Source organism: Cellulophaga sp. L1A9 (assembly GCF_009797025.1).
Lineage (GTDB): Bacteria > Bacteroidota > Bacteroidia > Flavobacteriales > Flavobacteriaceae > Cellulophaga.
Map to the genome: position 1 here is coordinate 106117 of NZ_CP047027.1, position 18641 is coordinate 124757.

The following is an 18641-nucleotide window of genomic DNA, read 5'->3' on the forward strand; positions in this document are numbered from 1 at the left end:
CTAAATAAAAATGAAGTGATATATTTGCCCCCGATTTTAATTTCAAAGAATAAAAAAAAGGGAAATAAAATTAATTATTTACATCTAAAAAAGCTTTTTTAAAGCAACAAAAAGAATCTAATATGAAAATTGGAAAAACAATATTTTTAACAATTTCAAAACTCGTCTGTTTTATTACCCTATTAATTCAATCACAAGTATTGACAGCACAAAATGGAAATCAAAAAAATGAAATAAAAGGTACTATTACATCTCAAGATGGAGTTGCTTTATCTAGTATTTCTGTAATGTTGAAAAATACAACCTATGGTACATCTACTGATCCTGATGGCCATTTTAGCTTTTATGTTCCTATTGGAGACTACACGGTCATTACCTCATCCTTAACACATAAAAAAATAGAAAAAAATATAACATTAACAGCTCAAAAACCTTTAGTGTTAAAACTTACATTGATAGAAACTTCTGAAGAATTAAATGAAGTTGTTGTCAAAGGTCATTATGATAAGGAACATATTATCTTAACCTCTAAAACAGCCACTAAGTCTAATATTAGTTTAATGAACACACCAGCACCTGTCGTAGTTGTTAGTGGTGAATTATTAACACAACAAGCAAATAGTACTATACAAGAAAGCATAAGAAACATAAGTGGCGTTACACAAGCTGGTAATAACTATGGTATTGGAGACAATTTAATTATTAGAGGCTTAGATGCTAACTACGCGTATGACGGAATGTATGGCGGTGGTAGTTTAGGAAACACATTTAACCCCGTTCGTTCACAAACAAATATTGAAAAAATAGAAGTTTTAAAAGGTCCTTCAGCAGGTCTTTACGGTATGGGAGCTGCAGGTGGTGTTATAAATTTAATTGAGAAAAAGCCCTTAGATTTTGAGCAATATATCATTGAAACACGGATTGGTCAATGGAATCATTATAGCGCTATGGTAGATTTAACTGGCCCTCTTTCTGATAAAATAAGCTATCGTTTTGTAAGCGCTAGTGAACGCGAAAATGGCTATAGAGCTGTATCTACGGAAAGATATGAGACTTATGGCGCTTTAAGTTATAAAACAGCTAAACATCAATTTACATTATCAAGTGCGTACATAAAAGATGCTATTCAAATAGATGCTACAGGTAACCCTGTTCGCTTAATAACTACAGATCTATTAGGTGACCCTAATAATGGTGGTTATGATTGGGAAAACTTAGTAAATGACACTGCACTAGATAGTGATGGTGAATTTGCAGGTATACAACTAACAGATGAGCAAAGACAAGTTTTAGCAAACTCATTATTAACTACGGATGGGTATGAACCTTTTGATATAGGTGACGCTACATTAGTATCTCCTTTAGCTACACCAAATCAAGGAGCTGAATTTAGAATAAAACTCCGTCATAACTGGCAACCATCAGAGACATTGAATATTACAAATCAATTTCTATATAGAAAATACAATTCTGATTACGTTAGACAAACTGGTGCTCTAAATTATTCTTATTATCAAAATAGTGGTTTAATTCATGACGGTGCTCGTTCTCCATTAATTTTAAACGATATAATTTATCCGTACGCTGCAAGACGTCAAGAATATAGAATTGTTGATGCTCAAGAAAAAATGATTCAATATTTTGGTGATTTTCAAAAAACTTGGGGAGCAGATAATGCAGTAAGTGGTGAACATTTATTAAGTATAAATTACGAAAATAGAACTATTGACTATGGTCAATATTCTACTTGGGATGCCGATGATAGTAGAGCAACTACACCTGTACCTTATATTCTTGATATTAGAGACCCTAACTGGGATTCTGGAAATATATGGGATTACGATCCTATTTTAAGGTCTCAGTATGAAAAAACAGTACAAGGTTACGGTGTTGGGTTCCAAGAAGTTATTTACTATGATAAATTTACTGCTCGCCTAGGAGGTGCTTACTTAGGCACGCAACAAGAATATCAAAATTTATATGATGACGGACAACTTATTGATTTTGATGATTCTGGTTTTGCATACAATCTAGGTTTAAACTATAGAGCTATGGATCAATTATCTGTATACGGAAATTACGCTGTAGGCAGAACAGTCTATAGTGTTACGGAATCATTAGATGGCGATGATCGTCCTGATTCCGAATCAGCGTCTATTGATTTTGGTGTACGTTATAAAAGCACTGACAACAACCTATTGGCCTCTTTAGTGTTTTTCCAGACTGCAACAACAAACCTACAATATACAAATGATGATTATGATGATGATCCTGATTCTAGCAGTTATAATGTAGATGTTACTCAATATTTTTATGATCAAGAAAACAGAACTAAAGGAATTGAACTAGATGTAAATTATTCGTTTACAAATTTCTTATCATTCAATGCTAATGCAACTTTTCAGGATCCAAAAACATTGGAAGGAGAAGATGTTACAACAGAACAAACTAAAGGTGTGCCAAAAACATATGCTCGTATTTGGAGTCAATACAAGCACTTATTAGGAAAAGAAAAAAATCCATTAAGTTTTAATTTTGGAGTAAGTTATGAAAGTAAAAGAACAATTGATGGGTATAGTTTAACTGATGCTCATGTAGATAGTTATGTACTTTTCGATACTGCTTTAGGTTACGGAATTGGTAAACACTGGGATTTAAGACTGAATGTCGATAACCTTTTTAATACAAGGTATTATATAAAAGCAATGTTTGCTGGAGCATTACCTGGTGAAACAAGAAACTATCAACTTACTGCTAGGTATACATTTTAAAGAATTAAACTAAAATTGATAGACCGCTTTGTAACTCAAAGCGGTTTTTTTTTAGTTAAAAACTAATTCAGATACTCTTCCTTTTCCCGCAGCATAGGCTACAGAATCATTTTTAAAACGAAGCGTAAAAAAGCCCTCATCAGATAATTTCTTCCAAGTAGCTCCCAAATCACTAGAATAACTTATTCCTGTAAAACCTATAGCAACTAAACCTTTACCCCCTGAATTAGGAACAAACTGCACACAACTCTTATATCCTGGTTCAGCCCCATCAGCAACGAGCGACCATGTAGTGCCACCATCGATAGTCAAAGCTTTATTCTTTATTGTTTCCTCGGGTTTCGTATAATCTCCACCAATTGCAAAACCTATTTTTTCATTATAAAAATCAAGAGAATAGATACCCTCAGTGGCCTCTTTATTAATTACAGGTGTTTCTATAAACTGCCAAGTTTTAGCTTTGTCGTCCGAATAAAAAATGCGCCCGCTTGTAGTTGCCACCCATGTTTTGGTACCAATCACTTTTATACTTGTATTACTAGCAGCAAAAGCGCCCTCTTCTTTTATTCCTTTAGGCAAAACTGAACATTCCTGCTTTTTCCATGTTAATCCCCCATCACGGGTTACAATAATTGAGAGACAACCCTCCATACTATCGCCAATAGCTATTCCTTCTTTATCATTCCAAAAAGTCATCGAATCATAAAAAACATTTTCATCCTCTTCTTTATATACCAATTCAAACTTGCCATTATCTCCTGTTTTATATAACAAGGCAGGGTTTCCTGCAGAGAGCACAAAAACATCTGTAGAAGTGTGTGCTATACTTCTAAATTCGGGACGAATAGAATCATATTGAATATTAGTACCAAATACTTTCCCTGAGTTTAAATCTACCGTTCCGACAAATCCCTTGTTTGCAGAAAAAGCAAGGGTATGATCTATGATTTCTATGGCTCTAATACTCAAAGAATCCTCATAAATAGTTTCAACAGTGACCGAAGAAAACTGATTAGACGTAACCTCTTGATTACAAGACGCCAACACCATAAACAATAAAACAAAAAATACGTATTTCATAACACTCAAATTTTATAAAAACCAAGAGGTAATGGTTCTTTTTTTCGATTAATATCTAATCTAGACTCTGGTAACGATAATTTTAATCAAAATTAAAGGGAATCGGTTCTAATACAATACCTTTGCAGCCTTAATTTTTAGTTAAAACAAAAAGATTTAAATAAATGAAGCTACATAGAAATTTGGTATTTGCTGTTGTTGATGCCTTAAACCTCATTTTCAATGAAGAGGAATATGCTGATAAAGTAGTTCAGAAAGTATTAAAGTTTGATAAACGTTGGGGTGCTCGCGATAGAGGTTTTATTGCAGAAACCACGTATGAAATTGTACGTTACAAACGATTATATATAGAAATTGCAGAAGTTAAAGCACCTTTTAGTAGACCTAATCTGTTTAGAGTGTTTGCTGTTTGGGCTGTATTAAGAGGTATAGAGCTCCCAGATTGGAAGCAGATAGAAACAGTGCCTACTCGTAAGATTAAGGGGCGTTTTGATGAGCTTTCCAAAATTAGAAAATTCAAAGAATCTGTTCCTGATTGGATGGATGAAATAGGAGAAAAATCTTTAGGAGAAAAACGTTGGACTAAAGAGCTTCACGCCTTAAACCAACAAGCTGATGTTATTTTAAGAGCCAATACCTTAAAAACAACAAAAGAAGCTCTAAGAGCTAATTTATTAGAAAACGGTATAGATTGTGAGCCTATAAACGGCTATACAGATGCGCTAAAATTAGCAGAGCGTGGTAATGTATTTAGAACGGATGCTTTCCAAAATGGAATGTTTGAAGTACAAGATGCCTCTTCGCAGTTAGTTGCAGAATTTTTAGATGTAAAACCAGGGCAACGAGTAATCGATACTTGTGCTGGTGCTGGTGGTAAAACATTGCATATTGCTGCCTTAATGGAGAATAAAGGGCAATTAATTGCCATGGACATCTATGAGAACAAGCTTAAAGAATTAAAGCGTAGAGCAAAACGTAATGGCGCTTTCAATATAGAACCTAGAGTTATAGACTCTACCAAAGTAATAAAAAAACTATATGGCAAGGCAGATCGTATTCTGATTGATGCCCCATGTACAGGCTTAGGAGTTTTGCGTAGAAATCCAGATGCAAAGTGGAAGCTACAGCCAGAATTTTTAGAAAAAATAAAAGCAACACAGCAAGAAATTTTACGTAGTTATAGTAGAATGCTAAAACCAGAAGGAAAAATGGTATATGCTACCTGCTCTATTCTGCCACAAGAAAACAATGAACAAGTAAAATCGTTCTTAGCCTCTGAGGAAGGAAGAGACTTTAGGTTAATCAAAGAAAACAAGATTTACGCTTCAGAAAGTGGGTATGATGGCTTTTATATGGCACTGTTAGAAAAAATAGCTGAAAAACCAGCATAAACACTATTAAAAAGTAATCAACAATTCATCTGAAAACTGTTAACTATTCCTGAAAATAAATTAACGAAAAAAATGTAAATTTGTGCTTTCTTAAAACGAACAATTTAGACCGCACATGATTCACTTTTTCGGGGATGTCACCAGTAACGTTTTTGCAGTACAAACCAAAAACGAACTATCAGAAGAAAATATTTCAAAATTATCGTGGTTGTTTGGCAACCAACCTAAAATAAATACGGCGTCTCTTGACGCCTTTTTTGTTGGCCCACGGGCAGCGATGATCACACCTTGGAGCACTAATGCTACCGAGATAACTCAGAATATGGGTATCGAAGGTATCCTTAGAATTGAAGAGTTCTCTGCTTCAAACGAAGCAGATACCGCCTTTGACCCAATGCTCTTACAAAAATATAAGGGTTTAAATCAGACCATTTTCACCATTGATATTTCACCAGAAGCAGTTCTTGAAATTGAAGATGTTGCTGCATATAACCAAAAAGAAGGTTTAGCATTAAGTGAGGAAGAGGTGGGCTATTTAAATACACTTTCTAAAAAACTAGGCCGCAAACTAACCGATTCTGAAGTATTCGGGTTTAGTCAAGTAAACTCAGAACACTGCCGACATAAAATTTTCAATGGTACTTTTGTTATTGACGGTCAGGAAATGCCATCTTCTCTTTTTAAGTTAATTAAAAAGACCTCATTGGAAAATCCAGGAACGATTGTATCTGCTTATAAAGACAACGTTGCTTTTGTAAAAGGACCTAAAGTGGTACAATTTGCACCAAAAAATGCAGATAAACCCGACTTCTACGAAGAAAAGGACTTTGATTCTGTTATTTCATTAAAAGCAGAAACTCACAATTTTCCAACCACAGTAGAGCCTTTTAATGGCGCTGCAACTGGTGCTGGTGGAGAAATTAGAGATCGATTAGCTGGGGGAAAAGGGTCTTTACCTTTAGCTGGGACTGCAGTATATATGACGGCCTACTCTCGTTTAGAAGAAAATAGAACATGGGAAAAAGGAATGCCAGAACGTGAATGGTTGTACCAAACCCCAATGGATATTTTAATTAAAGCTTCTAATGGAGCTTCAGATTTTGGTAACAAATTTGGACAACCTTTAATTACAGGTTCTGTTTTAACCTTTGAACATACTGAAGATAACCGAAGATTAGCCTATGATAAGGTAATCATGCAAGCCGGCGGTATTGGGTATGGAAAAGCGAATCAAGCCCTAAAAGACAAACCAGAAACTGGAGATAAAATTGTCATCCTTGGTGGCGACAATTACCGAATTGGTATGGGTGGTGCAGCTGTTTCTAGTGCAGACACTGGTGCATTTAGCTCATCCATAGAATTAAATGCCATACAACGTTCTAATCCTGAAATGCAAAAACGTGCTGCCAATGCCGTTCGTGGTATGGTAGAAAGCGATGTAAATACCATTGTTTCAATTCACGATCATGGTGCAGGTGGACATTTAAATTGCTTATCAGAATTAGTAGAAGAAACTGGTGGTAAAATAGATTTGGACAAATTGCCGGTTGGCGATCCTACTTTATCAGCAAAAGAAATTATAGGTAACGAATCTCAAGAACGTATGGGATTAGTTATCGGAAAAAAAGATATCGACTTACTAGCACGCATCGCAGCACGGGAACGTTCGCCAATGTATGAAGTGGGTGATGTTACAGGAGATGACCGTTTTACTTTTGAATCTAAAACAACAGGTGAGAAACCTATGGATTTAGCTTTGGAAGATATGTTTGGTAGTTCTCCAAAAACAGTAATGACCGATAAAACGGTTACAAGAAATTACGATAACGCACAGTATTCATTAGAATTTTTTCACGACTATTTAGACGATGTATTACAACTAGAAGCCGTAGGGTCTAAAGATTGGCTTACCAATAAGGTAGACCGTTGTGTAGGTGGTAAAGTAGCAAAACAACAATGCGCAGGCCCCTTACAGTTACCTTTGAATAACTGTGGTGTAATGGCCTTAGACTACAAAGGTAAAGAAGGTATTGCTACCTCTATTGGCCACTCTCCTATTTCAGGCTTGATTGATCCTGCGGCAGGAAGTAAAAATAGTATTACCGAAGCGCTTACAAACCTTATTTGGGCGCCATTAAAAGATGGGTTAGCATCGGTTTCACTATCTGCAAACTGGATGTGGCCTTGTAAAAACGAAGGTGAAGATGCGCGCTTATACGAAGCGGTACAAGCTATTTCAGATTTTTCTATTGCTTTAGGGGTTAATGTACCGACTGGGAAAGATTCACTTTCCATGAAACAAAGATATAAGGACGGAGATGTTATATCTCCCGGCACCGTTATTATCTCTGCTGCCGGAAATTGTAATGATATTACGAAGGTAGTAGAACCTGTTTTACAAAAAGACGGTGGCGCTATTTACTATATCAACCTATCTAAAGATAACTATAAATTAGGAGGTTCTTCTTTTTCTCAAGTATTAAATAAAATAGGTAATGAAGCGCCTACGGTTACAGATGCTGAGTACGTAAAAACTGTTTTTAATACGTTACAAACATTAATAAAAGAAGATCAAATTACTGCAGGTCATGATGTTGCTTCAGGCGGATTAATTACAACACTTTTAGAATTGTGTTTTGCTGATGTAGATTTAGGAGCTAAACTAGACCTATCTAGTTTAGGTGAAGAAGATACCATAAAGTTACTTTTTGCTGAGAATGCAGGAATTATATTTCAAGCTAAAAACGACGCTATTGAAACGGTATTAACCGCTGCAGGTATCGACTTTAAAAAGATAGGAACGGTAACCCAAGAAAGTACTTTGACTATTAAAAATGGAAACATGGAAATGGGATTAAACATTGTTTCTTTAAGGGATACATGGTTTAAAACATCCTATTTATTAGACAATAAGCAAACTGCAAATGGTTTAGCAAAAGATCGATTTGACAATTACAAGCATCAAGCTTTAGCGTATGTTTTCCCAATTGGCTATGAAGGCAAATTGCCTAAAATTGAAGGAAAAAGGCCAAAAGCCGCCATTTTAAGAGAAAAAGGAAGCAATTCTGAACGCGAAATGGCTAATGCTATGTATTTAGCTGGTTTTGATGTAAAGGATGTGCATATGACCGATTTAATTTCGGGACGTGAAAATCTGGAGGAAATTCAATTTATTGGAGCGGTTGGTGGTTTCTCTAATTCAGATGTGTTAGGAAGCGCTAAAGGTTGGGCTGGAGCTTTTAAATACAATGAAAAAGCAAATACGGCTTTAAAGAATTTCTTTGCAAGGCCAGATACTTTATCTGTAGGTATTTGCAATGGCTGTCAGTTATTCATGGAGCTAGATTTGATTAATCCTGAACATCATACCCATGGTAGAATGGCGCATAACGATTCTCATAAACACGAAAGCAATTTTACATCTGTAGAAATTCAGAAAAACAATTCTGTAATGCTTTCTTCTTTAGAAGGTTTAAAACTAGGCGTATGGATTTCTCATGGAGAAGGTAAATTCAACTTACCTCTTTCAGAATCTAATTATGAAATTGTAGCTAAATATGGTCATGAAGGGTATCCTGCAAATCCTAACGGAAGTGATTTTAACACCGCTATGCTTTGTGATAAAACAGGAAGACACTTAGTGACTATGCCGCATATAGAACGCTCTACATTCCCTTGGAACTGGGCACATTATCCTTCTCACAGGAAAGATGAAGTGAGCCCGTGGTTACAAGCCTTTGTAAATGCAAAAGAATGGATTGAAAAACAGTAATTAAAAACTTATAAAATGCAACAGGCCGTCTAAATAAATTAGACGGCCTGTTTTTTAAATAGGGTTAGTATTTAGGCACTTTTTTCTGTTAATCTATGGCTGCTATTCTTTTAACAGTTAACATAAACTATGAATATATAAAGGGTTCATTTTTAAAAATTTCAGAATACATTTTATTTAAAATTAAAAGAGTATTTAAACTAAAAAGAAAAGCCAAAAGTTGCCTGATGGCTCTTCCTATTCATAGCAATTATTAATCAATCCTTCCTTATTTAACAACAATTTTTCCACTCCATATTTGACTGCTACTTGCTAATTTATAAAAATATACTCCCGGACTTAGATTCTTACGCGGTATCGTAATTTCATTCTGTCCTACTACACTTGTTCCTTCTTGTGTATGATTCCCCAATAAAATTCCGTTTAAAGAAAATAATTCTAAAGTATAGGTGTCATCTGTATTTGATGTATAATACAAGTTCGTAGAAGCCTCTAAAGGATTAGGATATACCAATGCTTTTGTAGTTGTTTCTTCTTCTATAATGACCTCCTCTTCTATTTCTGATCTATTATTAAAATCGATCTCTGAAATAGTCATTTCTTTTTCTTGGACACTACCGTCTGTGGAATGCATATTAAACAACACCACCTTTAGACTTGTAAAGTCTGCCGAATTATTTGCTTCATTTTTAAAATCTGAAGCACGAATTTCAAACGTTTTATCTTCTTCATTTAATTCAATTTCAGTAGTATAAAATGCGCCATCACCTTTCAAAATTTTCACTTCTACAGTTCCTGTTCCTGAGGCATTAAAAGATAATTTTTGATATTCAGATAAATCTACTGCCTGAAAGAAAGCGCGGTGTCAAATGCACGGTATACACCCAAATAGTTTGCCGTTGTGCCTTTCGCATGAATGTTACGTTCAATTCTATAGCCAGTATAAGCATAATTAACTTCGTTTTGCAGTACTTCATATGTTTCGATAGTCGTATTATCTGAAGAATCATCTAAACCCCAAGGGGCATCTGCAACAAAAAGATCATCTGGCGTATCGCCTTGTGCATTTTGTATTCTAAATCCAAAATCAAACAAAGCTCCTGTCTCTACGGTAATACTTTCTACCCTTGAAGCAATAGTCGTCGCTAAGTTTAAGTTATCTGTACCACTGGTCTCCGTCTTTTTCATTCCACCATCCATAGTAATAGACGTACTATTATTATTGTTGGTAAGCTGTAAGTTTATAGTACCATTAGTGTAACTAGCGCTTCTTACAAAAACTGGAGGTGGTGTAGATCCCTTGTAATCGGCAATTGCACCATTCGCCTCTAAAAGGTTTAATATTTCGTCTCCTAATTTTAATAAATCATCAACCGAATTAGACCATATTTGAAAATTATAATAGGCTGTATTCTTTTCATAAGCATCAATATTCCAATGAGATTCTATCATAAATTCATCATTTTCATTCACTCTTGCAGAAAATGTCAATGCAAATTCTATGCTTCCATCTGCTTGTTTGATGATAGATTTAATAAAATCTTTTTCTCGCAATTGAATCGTAGAAACAGATAATAATTGCGCCCCAAGAAAACGATCACAAATAAACTTGCTGTGTTCATACACATTGTCTTCCGTTTTTATAACCATTAAAGCACTAATCGTTTCTGAATCTTTTAAATAATCTACAGAAAATATATCTGAAGCATTTGTCAATGCTAACAAATCGGCCGGAGAAGATTCTATGGTAGAGGTTTCTCCAATAATACCCAATGGAACTAAAGCTTTTAAAGGAATTTTTTTACTCACAAACCCACCTTTTCGCTTATAATTAAAACCTTTTTTAATTGTTTTGGCTGTAGCCTTATCAAACTTATAATTTGTATTTGCTCTATCAAAGTTTCTTTTATTGATTACACTCGATAAGCGATCATTACTTTCTAAGCCTCCGTCATTACCTCCTGAAGTACTGGTAATTGTCGGACAAGAGCTTATTCCAGAACAGGAAGGATCATCACAATCTACCAATCCATCACCATCATCATCTACGCCATTTATACAATCTTCTTGCGGCACAGGTGCTGTAGGACAACGTGCACCATCATTACTTGCACTCGCTGGGCCAAAAGCGAATATATTGGAAACCATAGTACTATTTGATATCGCCTGTACATTGTTTATTTTATACACAGAACCAGTTTGATTGGCTGAGATATAGAAATTACCATCCACATCAAAATACACCGCTCCATACGTATAATCGAATCCCGAAAGAATAGGCACAACACCCAATTCTTCAACATTTCCTGTATCAACAGAAATCCTATACAAAATATTGGACCCTTTTTCAACCGCATATAATTTGTTATCCACTGCATTAAAGGCCCAATCATGTATACTAATATTTTTATTTAAAGTAAAAGAACCAAGATATTCAAGGTAGGTATCAGATGTTGGATTTAAATCTATGGCATAATAGGAAGTACCACCTGCTTTGAAATAATAAATACCATCGATACTAATATCTCCTACATATTTATTTTTCGTGTCCGGTAATTCTGGAATCTCAAAAATTTCGGGTGAAAAATCTTTTCCAATACGGACAATTGACTTCGCTGGAGAAGATAAATAACCCCATATATATCCGTCTGCAGAATTATATGCTGCTGCATTTATACTGCCAGGAGTTATATCTTCTGCTACTATGTAAGATCCGCCTGAAGCTAGATCAACCGCATAAATATCATTATATTGAAATAGGTACGCATTAAAATCGCATTCAAATGGTGTTTGTGCTTTCGTAGTACTAAAAGTGAGCACCATTAAAATTATAAAATAGGTAGGATTTAGCTTAGGGTAGCGTTTTTTCATCGATTCGGGTTTTAAGTATGGAATAAATCAAATATACGAAAATTAGGAAAGATTTTTCCTACATTTAGTTAGTTTACAGTTATAACTAGTTAAATTGCAGAATATTGTAGATGAAAGAAAGAATTAATTTTAAGAATAGGGAAAAATTATTTTATTAAATTTTGTGGTACAAACGTTAATATTTATGTGATTCTCAATTTTAAAGTCGCTTTTTTTCTTAATTTGCAATACAAATTCAGATTAAACCTATGCAAAACATAACCCGACTCTTTGATTTTCCTTATTATCAACTAGAAAAGTACGACCTTGAAAAGTCTCTAGTTACTAAAACAAATGGGAAATGGGTTGTAACATCAACAAAAGAGTATTTAGACAAGGCGAATGCCATTAGTAGAGCTTTATTACGATTAGGTGTACAACCTAATGACAAAATTGCACTTATAACTTCTACGAACAGGACGGAATGGAATATTATGGATATTGGTATTCTTCAATTGGGAGCCCAAAACGTTCCAATATACCCAACAATATCGGAAGAAGATTACGCCTATGTTTTAAATCATTCAGAGGCAACATACTGTTTTGTTTCCTGTGCAGATGTATATAAAAAAATAAAGGCAATTAGGCATGAGGTCCCTAATTTAAAAGAAGTCTATTCTTTTGATCAATTAGACGATTGTAAAAACTGGTCTGAAATTTTAGACTTAGGAAAAGATACTTCCAATCAAAATGAAGTAGATGAACTAAAGAAAGCTGTGAAGACTACAGATTTAGCCACTTTAATTTATACTTCGGGAACAACAGGTAAACCTAAAGGGGTAATGCTTTCTCATGAAAATATTGTGAGTAATGCATTGGGTAGTTTCCAGAGAATTCCTATTCAACTTGGTGAGTCAAGAGCCTTAAGCTTTTTACCTTTGTGCCATGTTTATGAGCGTATGCTAATCTATTTATACCAATATTGTGGATCTGCAATTTACTACGCCCCTATTGACCAAATAAGTGAATATGCTCAGGAAACAAAGCCACACGTGATGACTGCGGTTCCTAGGCTATTAGAAAAAGTGTATGACAAGATTATTGCAAAAGGAACTTCGTTAACTGGTATTAAAAAGAAATTATTCTTTTGGGCCGTAGACATTGGTTTAAAATATGAGCCATACGGGCAGAATGGATGGTGGTACGAGCAAAAATTAGCCTTAGCGAGAAAATTAATTTTCAGTAAATGGAAAGCAGCTTTAGGAGGCCAATTATCTGTAATGGCATCCGGAAGTGCAGCTTTACAACCTCGATTAGCACGTATCTTTAATGCCGCAGAATTTGGCGTTATGGAAGGTTATGGTCTAACAGAAACTTCTCCGGTAGTTTCTGTGAACGATATGCGTAATCATGGTTTCAAAATAGGAACTGTTGGAAAACCAATAGATAAAACCGAAGTGAAAATTGCTAGTGATGGCGAAATCTGCATCAAAGGGCCTCAAGTAATGATGGGCTATTTTAAAGATGAACAAAAAACCAAAGAAGTAATCATCGATGGTTATTTCCATACGGGAGACATAGGTGAAATTGACACTGAAGGATTCTTAAAAATCACCGATCGGAAAAAAGAAATGTTTAAAACTTCTGGTGGTAAATATGTTGCTCCCCAGTTATTAGAAAATAGATTTAAACAATCTCGATTTATAGATCAAATTATGGTTGTTGGTGAAGGCGAAAAAATGCCTGCAGCTTTTATACAACCAGATTTTGAATTTGTAAAAAATTGGGCTAAAATCCATAATGTCGAAATAAAGAATAATGAAGACCTTGTTAAGAATGAAAAGGTTATTGCCAGAATTCAAGAAGAAGTGGATGAAGCCAATACGAACTTTGCCAAATGGGAAACTATAAAGCAATTCCGACTTACTCCAGATGCATGGAGCGTTGAAAACGGTCATTTAACACCTACCTTAAAGTTACGTCGTAAAATTGTTAAAGAGAAATACATAGCATTGTACAATGACATTTACGAACATTAATCGTTTGTATCATTTCTAAAAACAGAAAAACTCGGCAGTGTCAATACCGTAAGTAATATAAACTGACTTCGTATTGGCACTGTTTTTTTATTTTACCTTAAGATGATGCTATACGCTTTGTTTTAGTGTAAAATATATGAACACATGGAAACCTTGCATTTTAACGCCCCTTCCCTGTTCAATAAATTCATTTTTTTACCAAAATCTAGGATAAAACGATAAAATGAATTTTGTGTGTTCCTCCCTATTGTTATTGGTGAGAAATTTATCACAAAAAGAAATCAAACTTTATAATTAATTAGGCTACAGTAGGTTAAAACCTTATCGTATTGTATTATTTTAGATTGTGGTTTAAAAAAATAACATTCGACATCAAAAAATTTACATAAATTTATTATGCATGCATAATAAATTTTACTATATTTGAGTTCTATAAATAATGTATGAAGGAGCTTACAATAGATTATGCTTTAAGAGCTACATGGCAAGCAGTTGCCAGAATGTACAACGAAGAAGCGAAAAATTTCGAAACTACTATGGCGGTAGGCTTCACGCTGTTAAGCATTGATCCCAAAACAGGAACCCCTTCTACTGCATTAGGCCCTAAAATGGGAATGGAGGCAACTAGTCTTTCTCGAATACTAAAAAGTATGGAAGAAAGAGGGCTAATTGTTAGAAAACCCAATCCGAATGATGGAAGAGGTGTTTTAATACACTTAACACCATTTGGCTTAGAAAAAAGAGTGGACTCAAAAAATGTTGTACTTCGCTTTAATGAAGTGGTTAAAGACAACGTTCAAGAAGATCAATTAAATGGTTTTTTCCAAGTTATGGATACCATTAATAAATTGGTTATAGACAAGAAAATTTACACTAAAGATTCAAAAACAATTTAATCGTAATGAATTCGATGAATAAACACATTAAGAAAGTAGCAGTTGTTGGTTCTGGAATTATGGGAAGTGGCATAGCATGTCATTTTGCTAATATCGGAGTTGAAGTATTATTACTAGATATTGTCCCTAGAGAACTGAATGAAAAAGAAAAAGCTAAAGGCTTTACGCTTAAAGACAAAGTGGTTCGCAATAGATTAGTAAACGATTCATTAATCGCAGCCCTAAAATCTAAACCTTCTCCTATTTACAATCAGAAATTTTCTGATCGTATCACTACAGGGAACCTTGAAGATGATATTGCAAAGGTTTCAGAAGTAGATTGGATTATTGAGGTGGTGGTTGAAAGACTTGACATTAAGAAGATGGTCTTTGAAAATTTAGAAAAATACAGAAAGCCAGGTACACTTATAACTTCAAACACCTCTGGTATTCCAATTCACTTTATGAGTGAAGGGCGTAGTGAAGATTTCCAGAAGCATTTCTGTGGAACGCACTTCTTTAATCCTGCACGTTACTTAAAACTTTTCGAAATAATCCCTGGACCTAAAACGTCGCCAGAAGTATTAGATTTCTTGAATGGTTACGGTGAGCAATTCTTAGGAAAAACTTCTGTAATCGCTAAAGATACACCTGCTTTCATTGGTAACAGAATAGGTATTTTCAGCATCCAAAGTCTTTTCCATATGGTAAAAGATTTAGGAATGACAGTTGAGGAAGTAGATAAATTAACAGGACCAGTTATCGGTCGTCCTAAATCCGCAACATTCAGAACTGTTGATGTGGTAGGATTAGACACTTTGGTACATGTTGCCAATGGAATTGCAGAAAATTGCAAGGACGATGAGAAATTAGATCTATTTAAACTTCCAACCTTCATCAATACCATGATGGAAAACAAATGGTTGGGTAGTAAAACAGGTCAAGGTTTTTACAAGAAATCTAAAGATGCGAAAGGGAAAACAGAAATCTTAACGCTTGATCTAGATACGATGGACTATCGTGCTAGTAAAAGAGCAAGTTTTGCTACTTTAGAGTTAACAAAGACTATTGATAAGGTAGCTGATCGATTTAAAGTATTGGTTGCTGGAAAAGATAAAGCTGGTGAATTTTACAGAAAGAGTTTTGCTGCATTGTTTGCTTACGTATCACATAGAATTCCTGAAATTACCGATGAGCTTTATAAGATTGATGATGCTATGAAAGCTGGTTTTGGATGGGAACACGGACCTTTCCAAATTTGGGATGCTATCGGAATTGAAAAAGGACTTGAAATTATGAAAGCAGAAGGAGAGACTCCTGCTGCATGGGTAAATGATATGATTGCGAGCGGAACAAAATCGTTCTACGCGGTAAAAGATGGCGCTACCTATTTCTATGATATTCCTAAAAAATCTATAGAAAAAGTTCCTGGTCAGGATTCATTTATCATTTTAGATAACATTAGAAAATCTAAAGAAGTTTTCAAAAACAGCGGTGTTGTAGTAGAAGATTTAGGAGACGGAATTCTGAATGTAGAATTTCAATCTAAAATGAATACCATTGGTGGAGATGTTCTGGCAGGTTTAAATAAAGCTATTGATATTGCTGAGAAAGATTTCCAAGGTTTAGTTGTTGGAAATCAAGCGCCAAACTTCTCTGTAGGAGCTAACATCGGAATGATTTTCATGATGGCTGTAGAGCAAGAGTATGATGAATTGAATATGGCGATTAAAATGTTCCAGGATACTATGATGCGTATGCGCTATTCTGCAATACCAACAGTAGCGGCTCCTCATGGAATGGCACTAGGTGGTGGTTGTGAACTTTCGTTACATGCAGATATGGTTGTTGCAGCAGCAGAAACCTATATTGGTTTAGTAGAATTTGGTGTCGGCGTCATCCCTGGAGGTGGTGGTTCTAAAGAATTTGCAGTAAGAGCACAAGACCAATTCCATAAAAATGATGTAGAATTAAATGTACTTCAAGAGTATTTCTTAACCATTGGTATGGCTAAAGTATCTACCTCAGCATACGAAGCCTTTGATTTAGGTATTTTACAAAAAGGTAAAGATATCGTGGTAGTGAATAAAGACCGTCAGATTGCAACTGCAAAAGCACATGCTAAATTAATGGCAGAAGGTGGATACACACAACCGGTAAAACGCAAAGACATTAAAGTTTTAGGAAAGCAAGCTTTAGGAATGTTTTTAGTAGGTACTGATTCTATGGAAGACAGTAAATACATCAGTGAACATGATGAAAAAATTGCAAATAAATTAGCATATGTAATGGCTGGTGGAGATTTATCAGAACCAACACTTGTTACAGAACAATATTTATTAGATCTAGAGCGTGAAGCTTTCTTGTCACTTTGTACAGAACGCAAAACGTTAGAAAGAATTCAACACATGTTGAAAACAGGAAAACCTTTAAGAAACTAAGGCCCCCTCTGCCTAACGGCATCTCCTCTATGGGGAGAATAAAGGAAACCTTTAAGTAGTTAAATGAAGTATAACTTTTAAAATATCCCGAACAAACTCCCTCTCCTCTGGAGAGGGTTGGGGAGAGGATTATGAAAACAGCATATATAGTAAAAGCATATAGAACAGCAGTCGGTAAAGCTCCAAAAGGGGTCTTCCGATTCAAAAGATCAGATGAATTAGCTGCAGAGACCATCCAATACATGATGAAAGAGCTGCCGCAATTGGATAAAAAACGAATTGACGATGTTATTGTAGGAAATGCAATGCCAGAAGGTTCTCAAGGACTAAACATGGCGCGTTTAATCTCTTTAATGGGATTAGATATTGTAGATGTTCCTGGAGTTACGGTAAATCGTTTTTGTTCCTCTGGTATTGAAACCATAGGTATTGCAACAGCAAAAATACAAGCGGGAATGGCCGATTGTATTATTGCAGGGGGTGCAGAAAGTATGAGTTCGGTTCCTATGACAGGAAATAAACCAGAATTAAATTATGACTTAGTAAAATCTGGTCATGAAGATTATTACTGGGGAATGGGAAATACGGCAGAAGCTGTAGCGAACCAATTTAAAGTATCTCGTGAAGATCAAGATGAGTTTGCTTACAACTCTCATATGAAAGCTTTAAAAGCGCAAGCGGAAGATCGTTTTCAAGACCAAATTGTACCTATTGATGTAGAACAAATTTACGTGGATGAAAACGGTAAAAAAGCTACAAGAAATTATACCGTTAACAAAGACGAAGGACCTAGAAAAGGAACGAGTAAAGAAGCATTAGCTGGCTTAAGAGCTGTTTTTGCTGCTGGCGGTAGCGTCACTGCTGGTAACTCTTCACAAATGAGTGATGGTGCTGCATTTGTAATGGTGATGAGTGAAGAAATGGTCAAAGAATTAAATATTGAACCAATTGCACGTATGGTAAACTATGCTGCGGCTGGTGTTGAGCCACGTATCATGGGTATTGGTCCCGTTAAAGCAATTCCAAAAGCCTTAAAGCAAGCCGGATTGAAGCAAGAAGATATTGAGTTAATTGAGTTAAATGAAGCTTTCGCTTCACAATCGCTTGCCGTAATGCGCGAACTTAAATTGAATCAAGATATCGTAAACGTAAATGGTGGTGCAATTGCACTAGGCCACCCATTGGGATGTACAGGAGCTAAGCTTTCCGTACAACTTTTTGACGAAATGCGTAAGAGAAATATGCAAGGAAAATATGGTATGGTAACCATGTGTGTAGGTACTGGGCAAGGTGCTGCAGGAATCTATGAATTTTTGAAATAATACATCCCCTCTAAATCTTCCCAAAAGGAAGACTTTTGAGAAAAATAAAAAAATCTTAACTTAAAATAACACCTATCTGTTCTCTTTCCTTTGGAAAGGG

General features: G+C 35.2%; 10 protein-coding genes. 7 read left to right on the forward strand and 3 right to left on the reverse strand.

What is annotated here, in order from left to right; genetic code table 11:
- The first annotated feature begins 122 nt into the window (after window positions 1-122).
- Entirely contained in the window at window positions 123-2771 is a 2649-nt protein-coding gene (locus GQR94_RS00505) for a TonB-dependent receptor (protein WP_158973492.1), read from the forward strand.
- Between the two features lie 51 nt (window positions 2772-2822).
- On the opposite strand, the gene GQR94_RS00510 is transcribed toward GQR94_RS00505, so the two are convergent.
- Window positions 2823-3851: an oxidoreductase gene (locus tag GQR94_RS00510; RefSeq protein ID WP_158973493.1), complete on the reverse strand. Its 1029-nt coding sequence runs from the start codon at window positions 3849-3851 to the stop codon at window positions 2823-2825.
- 164 nt (window positions 3852-4015) lie between these two features.
- On the opposite strand from GQR94_RS00510, the gene GQR94_RS00515 reads away from it, so the two are divergent.
- A complete protein-coding gene (locus tag GQR94_RS00515; protein ID WP_158973494.1) occupies window positions 4016-5242 on the forward strand; it encodes an RsmB/NOP family class I SAM-dependent RNA methyltransferase in 1227 nt (408 codons plus the stop codon).
- A gap of 115 nt (window positions 5243-5357) precedes the next feature.
- Window positions 5358-9014, forward strand: coding sequence for a phosphoribosylformylglycinamidine synthase (gene purL / locus GQR94_RS00520; protein ID WP_158973495.1), 3657 nt, complete (start codon window positions 5358-5360; stop codon window positions 9012-9014).
- 268 nt (window positions 9015-9282) lie between these two features.
- Here the strand turns inward: purL and GQR94_RS22555 are convergent, their stop codons facing one another.
- Complete coding sequence (locus GQR94_RS22555; protein WP_233268574.1) at window positions 9283-9798, reverse strand: T9SS type A sorting domain-containing protein; 516 nt, start codon at window positions 9796-9798, stop codon at window positions 9283-9285.
- A 56-nt stretch (window positions 9799-9854) separates the two neighbouring features.
- Window positions 9855-11885 carry a hypothetical protein gene (locus tag GQR94_RS00525; protein ID WP_233268577.1) on the reverse strand — a complete coding sequence of 677 codons (2031 nt, stop codon included), beginning with the start codon at window positions 11883-11885 and terminating at the stop codon, window positions 9855-9857.
- Between the two features lie 248 nt (window positions 11886-12133).
- Between GQR94_RS00525 and GQR94_RS00530 the strand changes: the two genes are divergently transcribed.
- The 4 genes from GQR94_RS00530 to GQR94_RS00545 all read left to right on the forward strand — a co-directional run bounded on the left by GQR94_RS00530 (window position 12134) and on the right by GQR94_RS00545 (window position 18541).
- Window positions 12134-13903, forward strand: coding sequence for a long-chain fatty acid--CoA ligase (locus tag GQR94_RS00530; RefSeq protein WP_158973496.1), 1770 nt, complete (start codon window positions 12134-12136; stop codon window positions 13901-13903).
- A 443-nt stretch (window positions 13904-14346) separates the two neighbouring features.
- A complete protein-coding gene (locus GQR94_RS00535; protein ID WP_158973497.1) occupies window positions 14347-14799 on the forward strand; it encodes a MarR family winged helix-turn-helix transcriptional regulator in 453 nt (150 codons plus the stop codon).
- A 14-nt stretch (window positions 14800-14813) separates the two neighbouring features.
- Entirely contained in the window at window positions 14814-17219 is a 2406-nt protein-coding gene (locus GQR94_RS00540; protein ID WP_158973498.1) for a 3-hydroxyacyl-CoA dehydrogenase/enoyl-CoA hydratase family protein, read from the forward strand.
- Window positions 17220-17350: 131 nt separating this feature from the next.
- Complete coding sequence (locus GQR94_RS00545) at window positions 17351-18541, forward strand: acetyl-CoA C-acyltransferase (protein ID WP_158973499.1); 1191 nt, start codon at window positions 17351-17353, stop codon at window positions 18539-18541.
- Window positions 18542-18641: the final 100 nt, after the last annotated feature.

Coding starts and splice junctions, on each gene's coding strand:
- GQR94_RS00505 (WP_158973492.1), top strand. CDS start 123: ATGAAAATTGGAAAAACAATATTTTTAACAATTTCAAAACTCGTCTGT.
- GQR94_RS00510 (WP_158973493.1), bottom strand. CDS start 3,851: ATGAAATACGTATTTTTTGTTTTATTGTTTATGGTGTTGGCGTCTTGT.
- GQR94_RS00515 (WP_158973494.1), top strand. CDS start 4,016: ATGAAGCTACATAGAAATTTGGTATTTGCTGTTGTTGATGCCTTAAAC.
- purL (WP_158973495.1), top strand. CDS start 5,358: ATGATTCACTTTTTCGGGGATGTCACCAGTAACGTTTTTGCAGTACAA.
- GQR94_RS00525 (WP_233268577.1), bottom strand. CDS start 11,885: ATGAAAAAACGCTACCCTAAGCTAAATCCTACCTATTTTATAATTTTA.
- GQR94_RS00530 (WP_158973496.1), top strand. CDS start 12,134: ATGCAAAACATAACCCGACTCTTTGATTTTCCTTATTATCAACTAGAA.
- GQR94_RS00535 (WP_158973497.1), top strand. CDS start 14,347: ATGAAGGAGCTTACAATAGATTATGCTTTAAGAGCTACATGGCAAGCA.
- GQR94_RS00540 (WP_158973498.1), top strand. CDS start 14,814: ATGAATAAACACATTAAGAAAGTAGCAGTTGTTGGTTCTGGAATTATG.
- GQR94_RS00545 (WP_158973499.1), top strand. CDS start 17,351: ATGAAAACAGCATATATAGTAAAAGCATATAGAACAGCAGTCGGTAAA.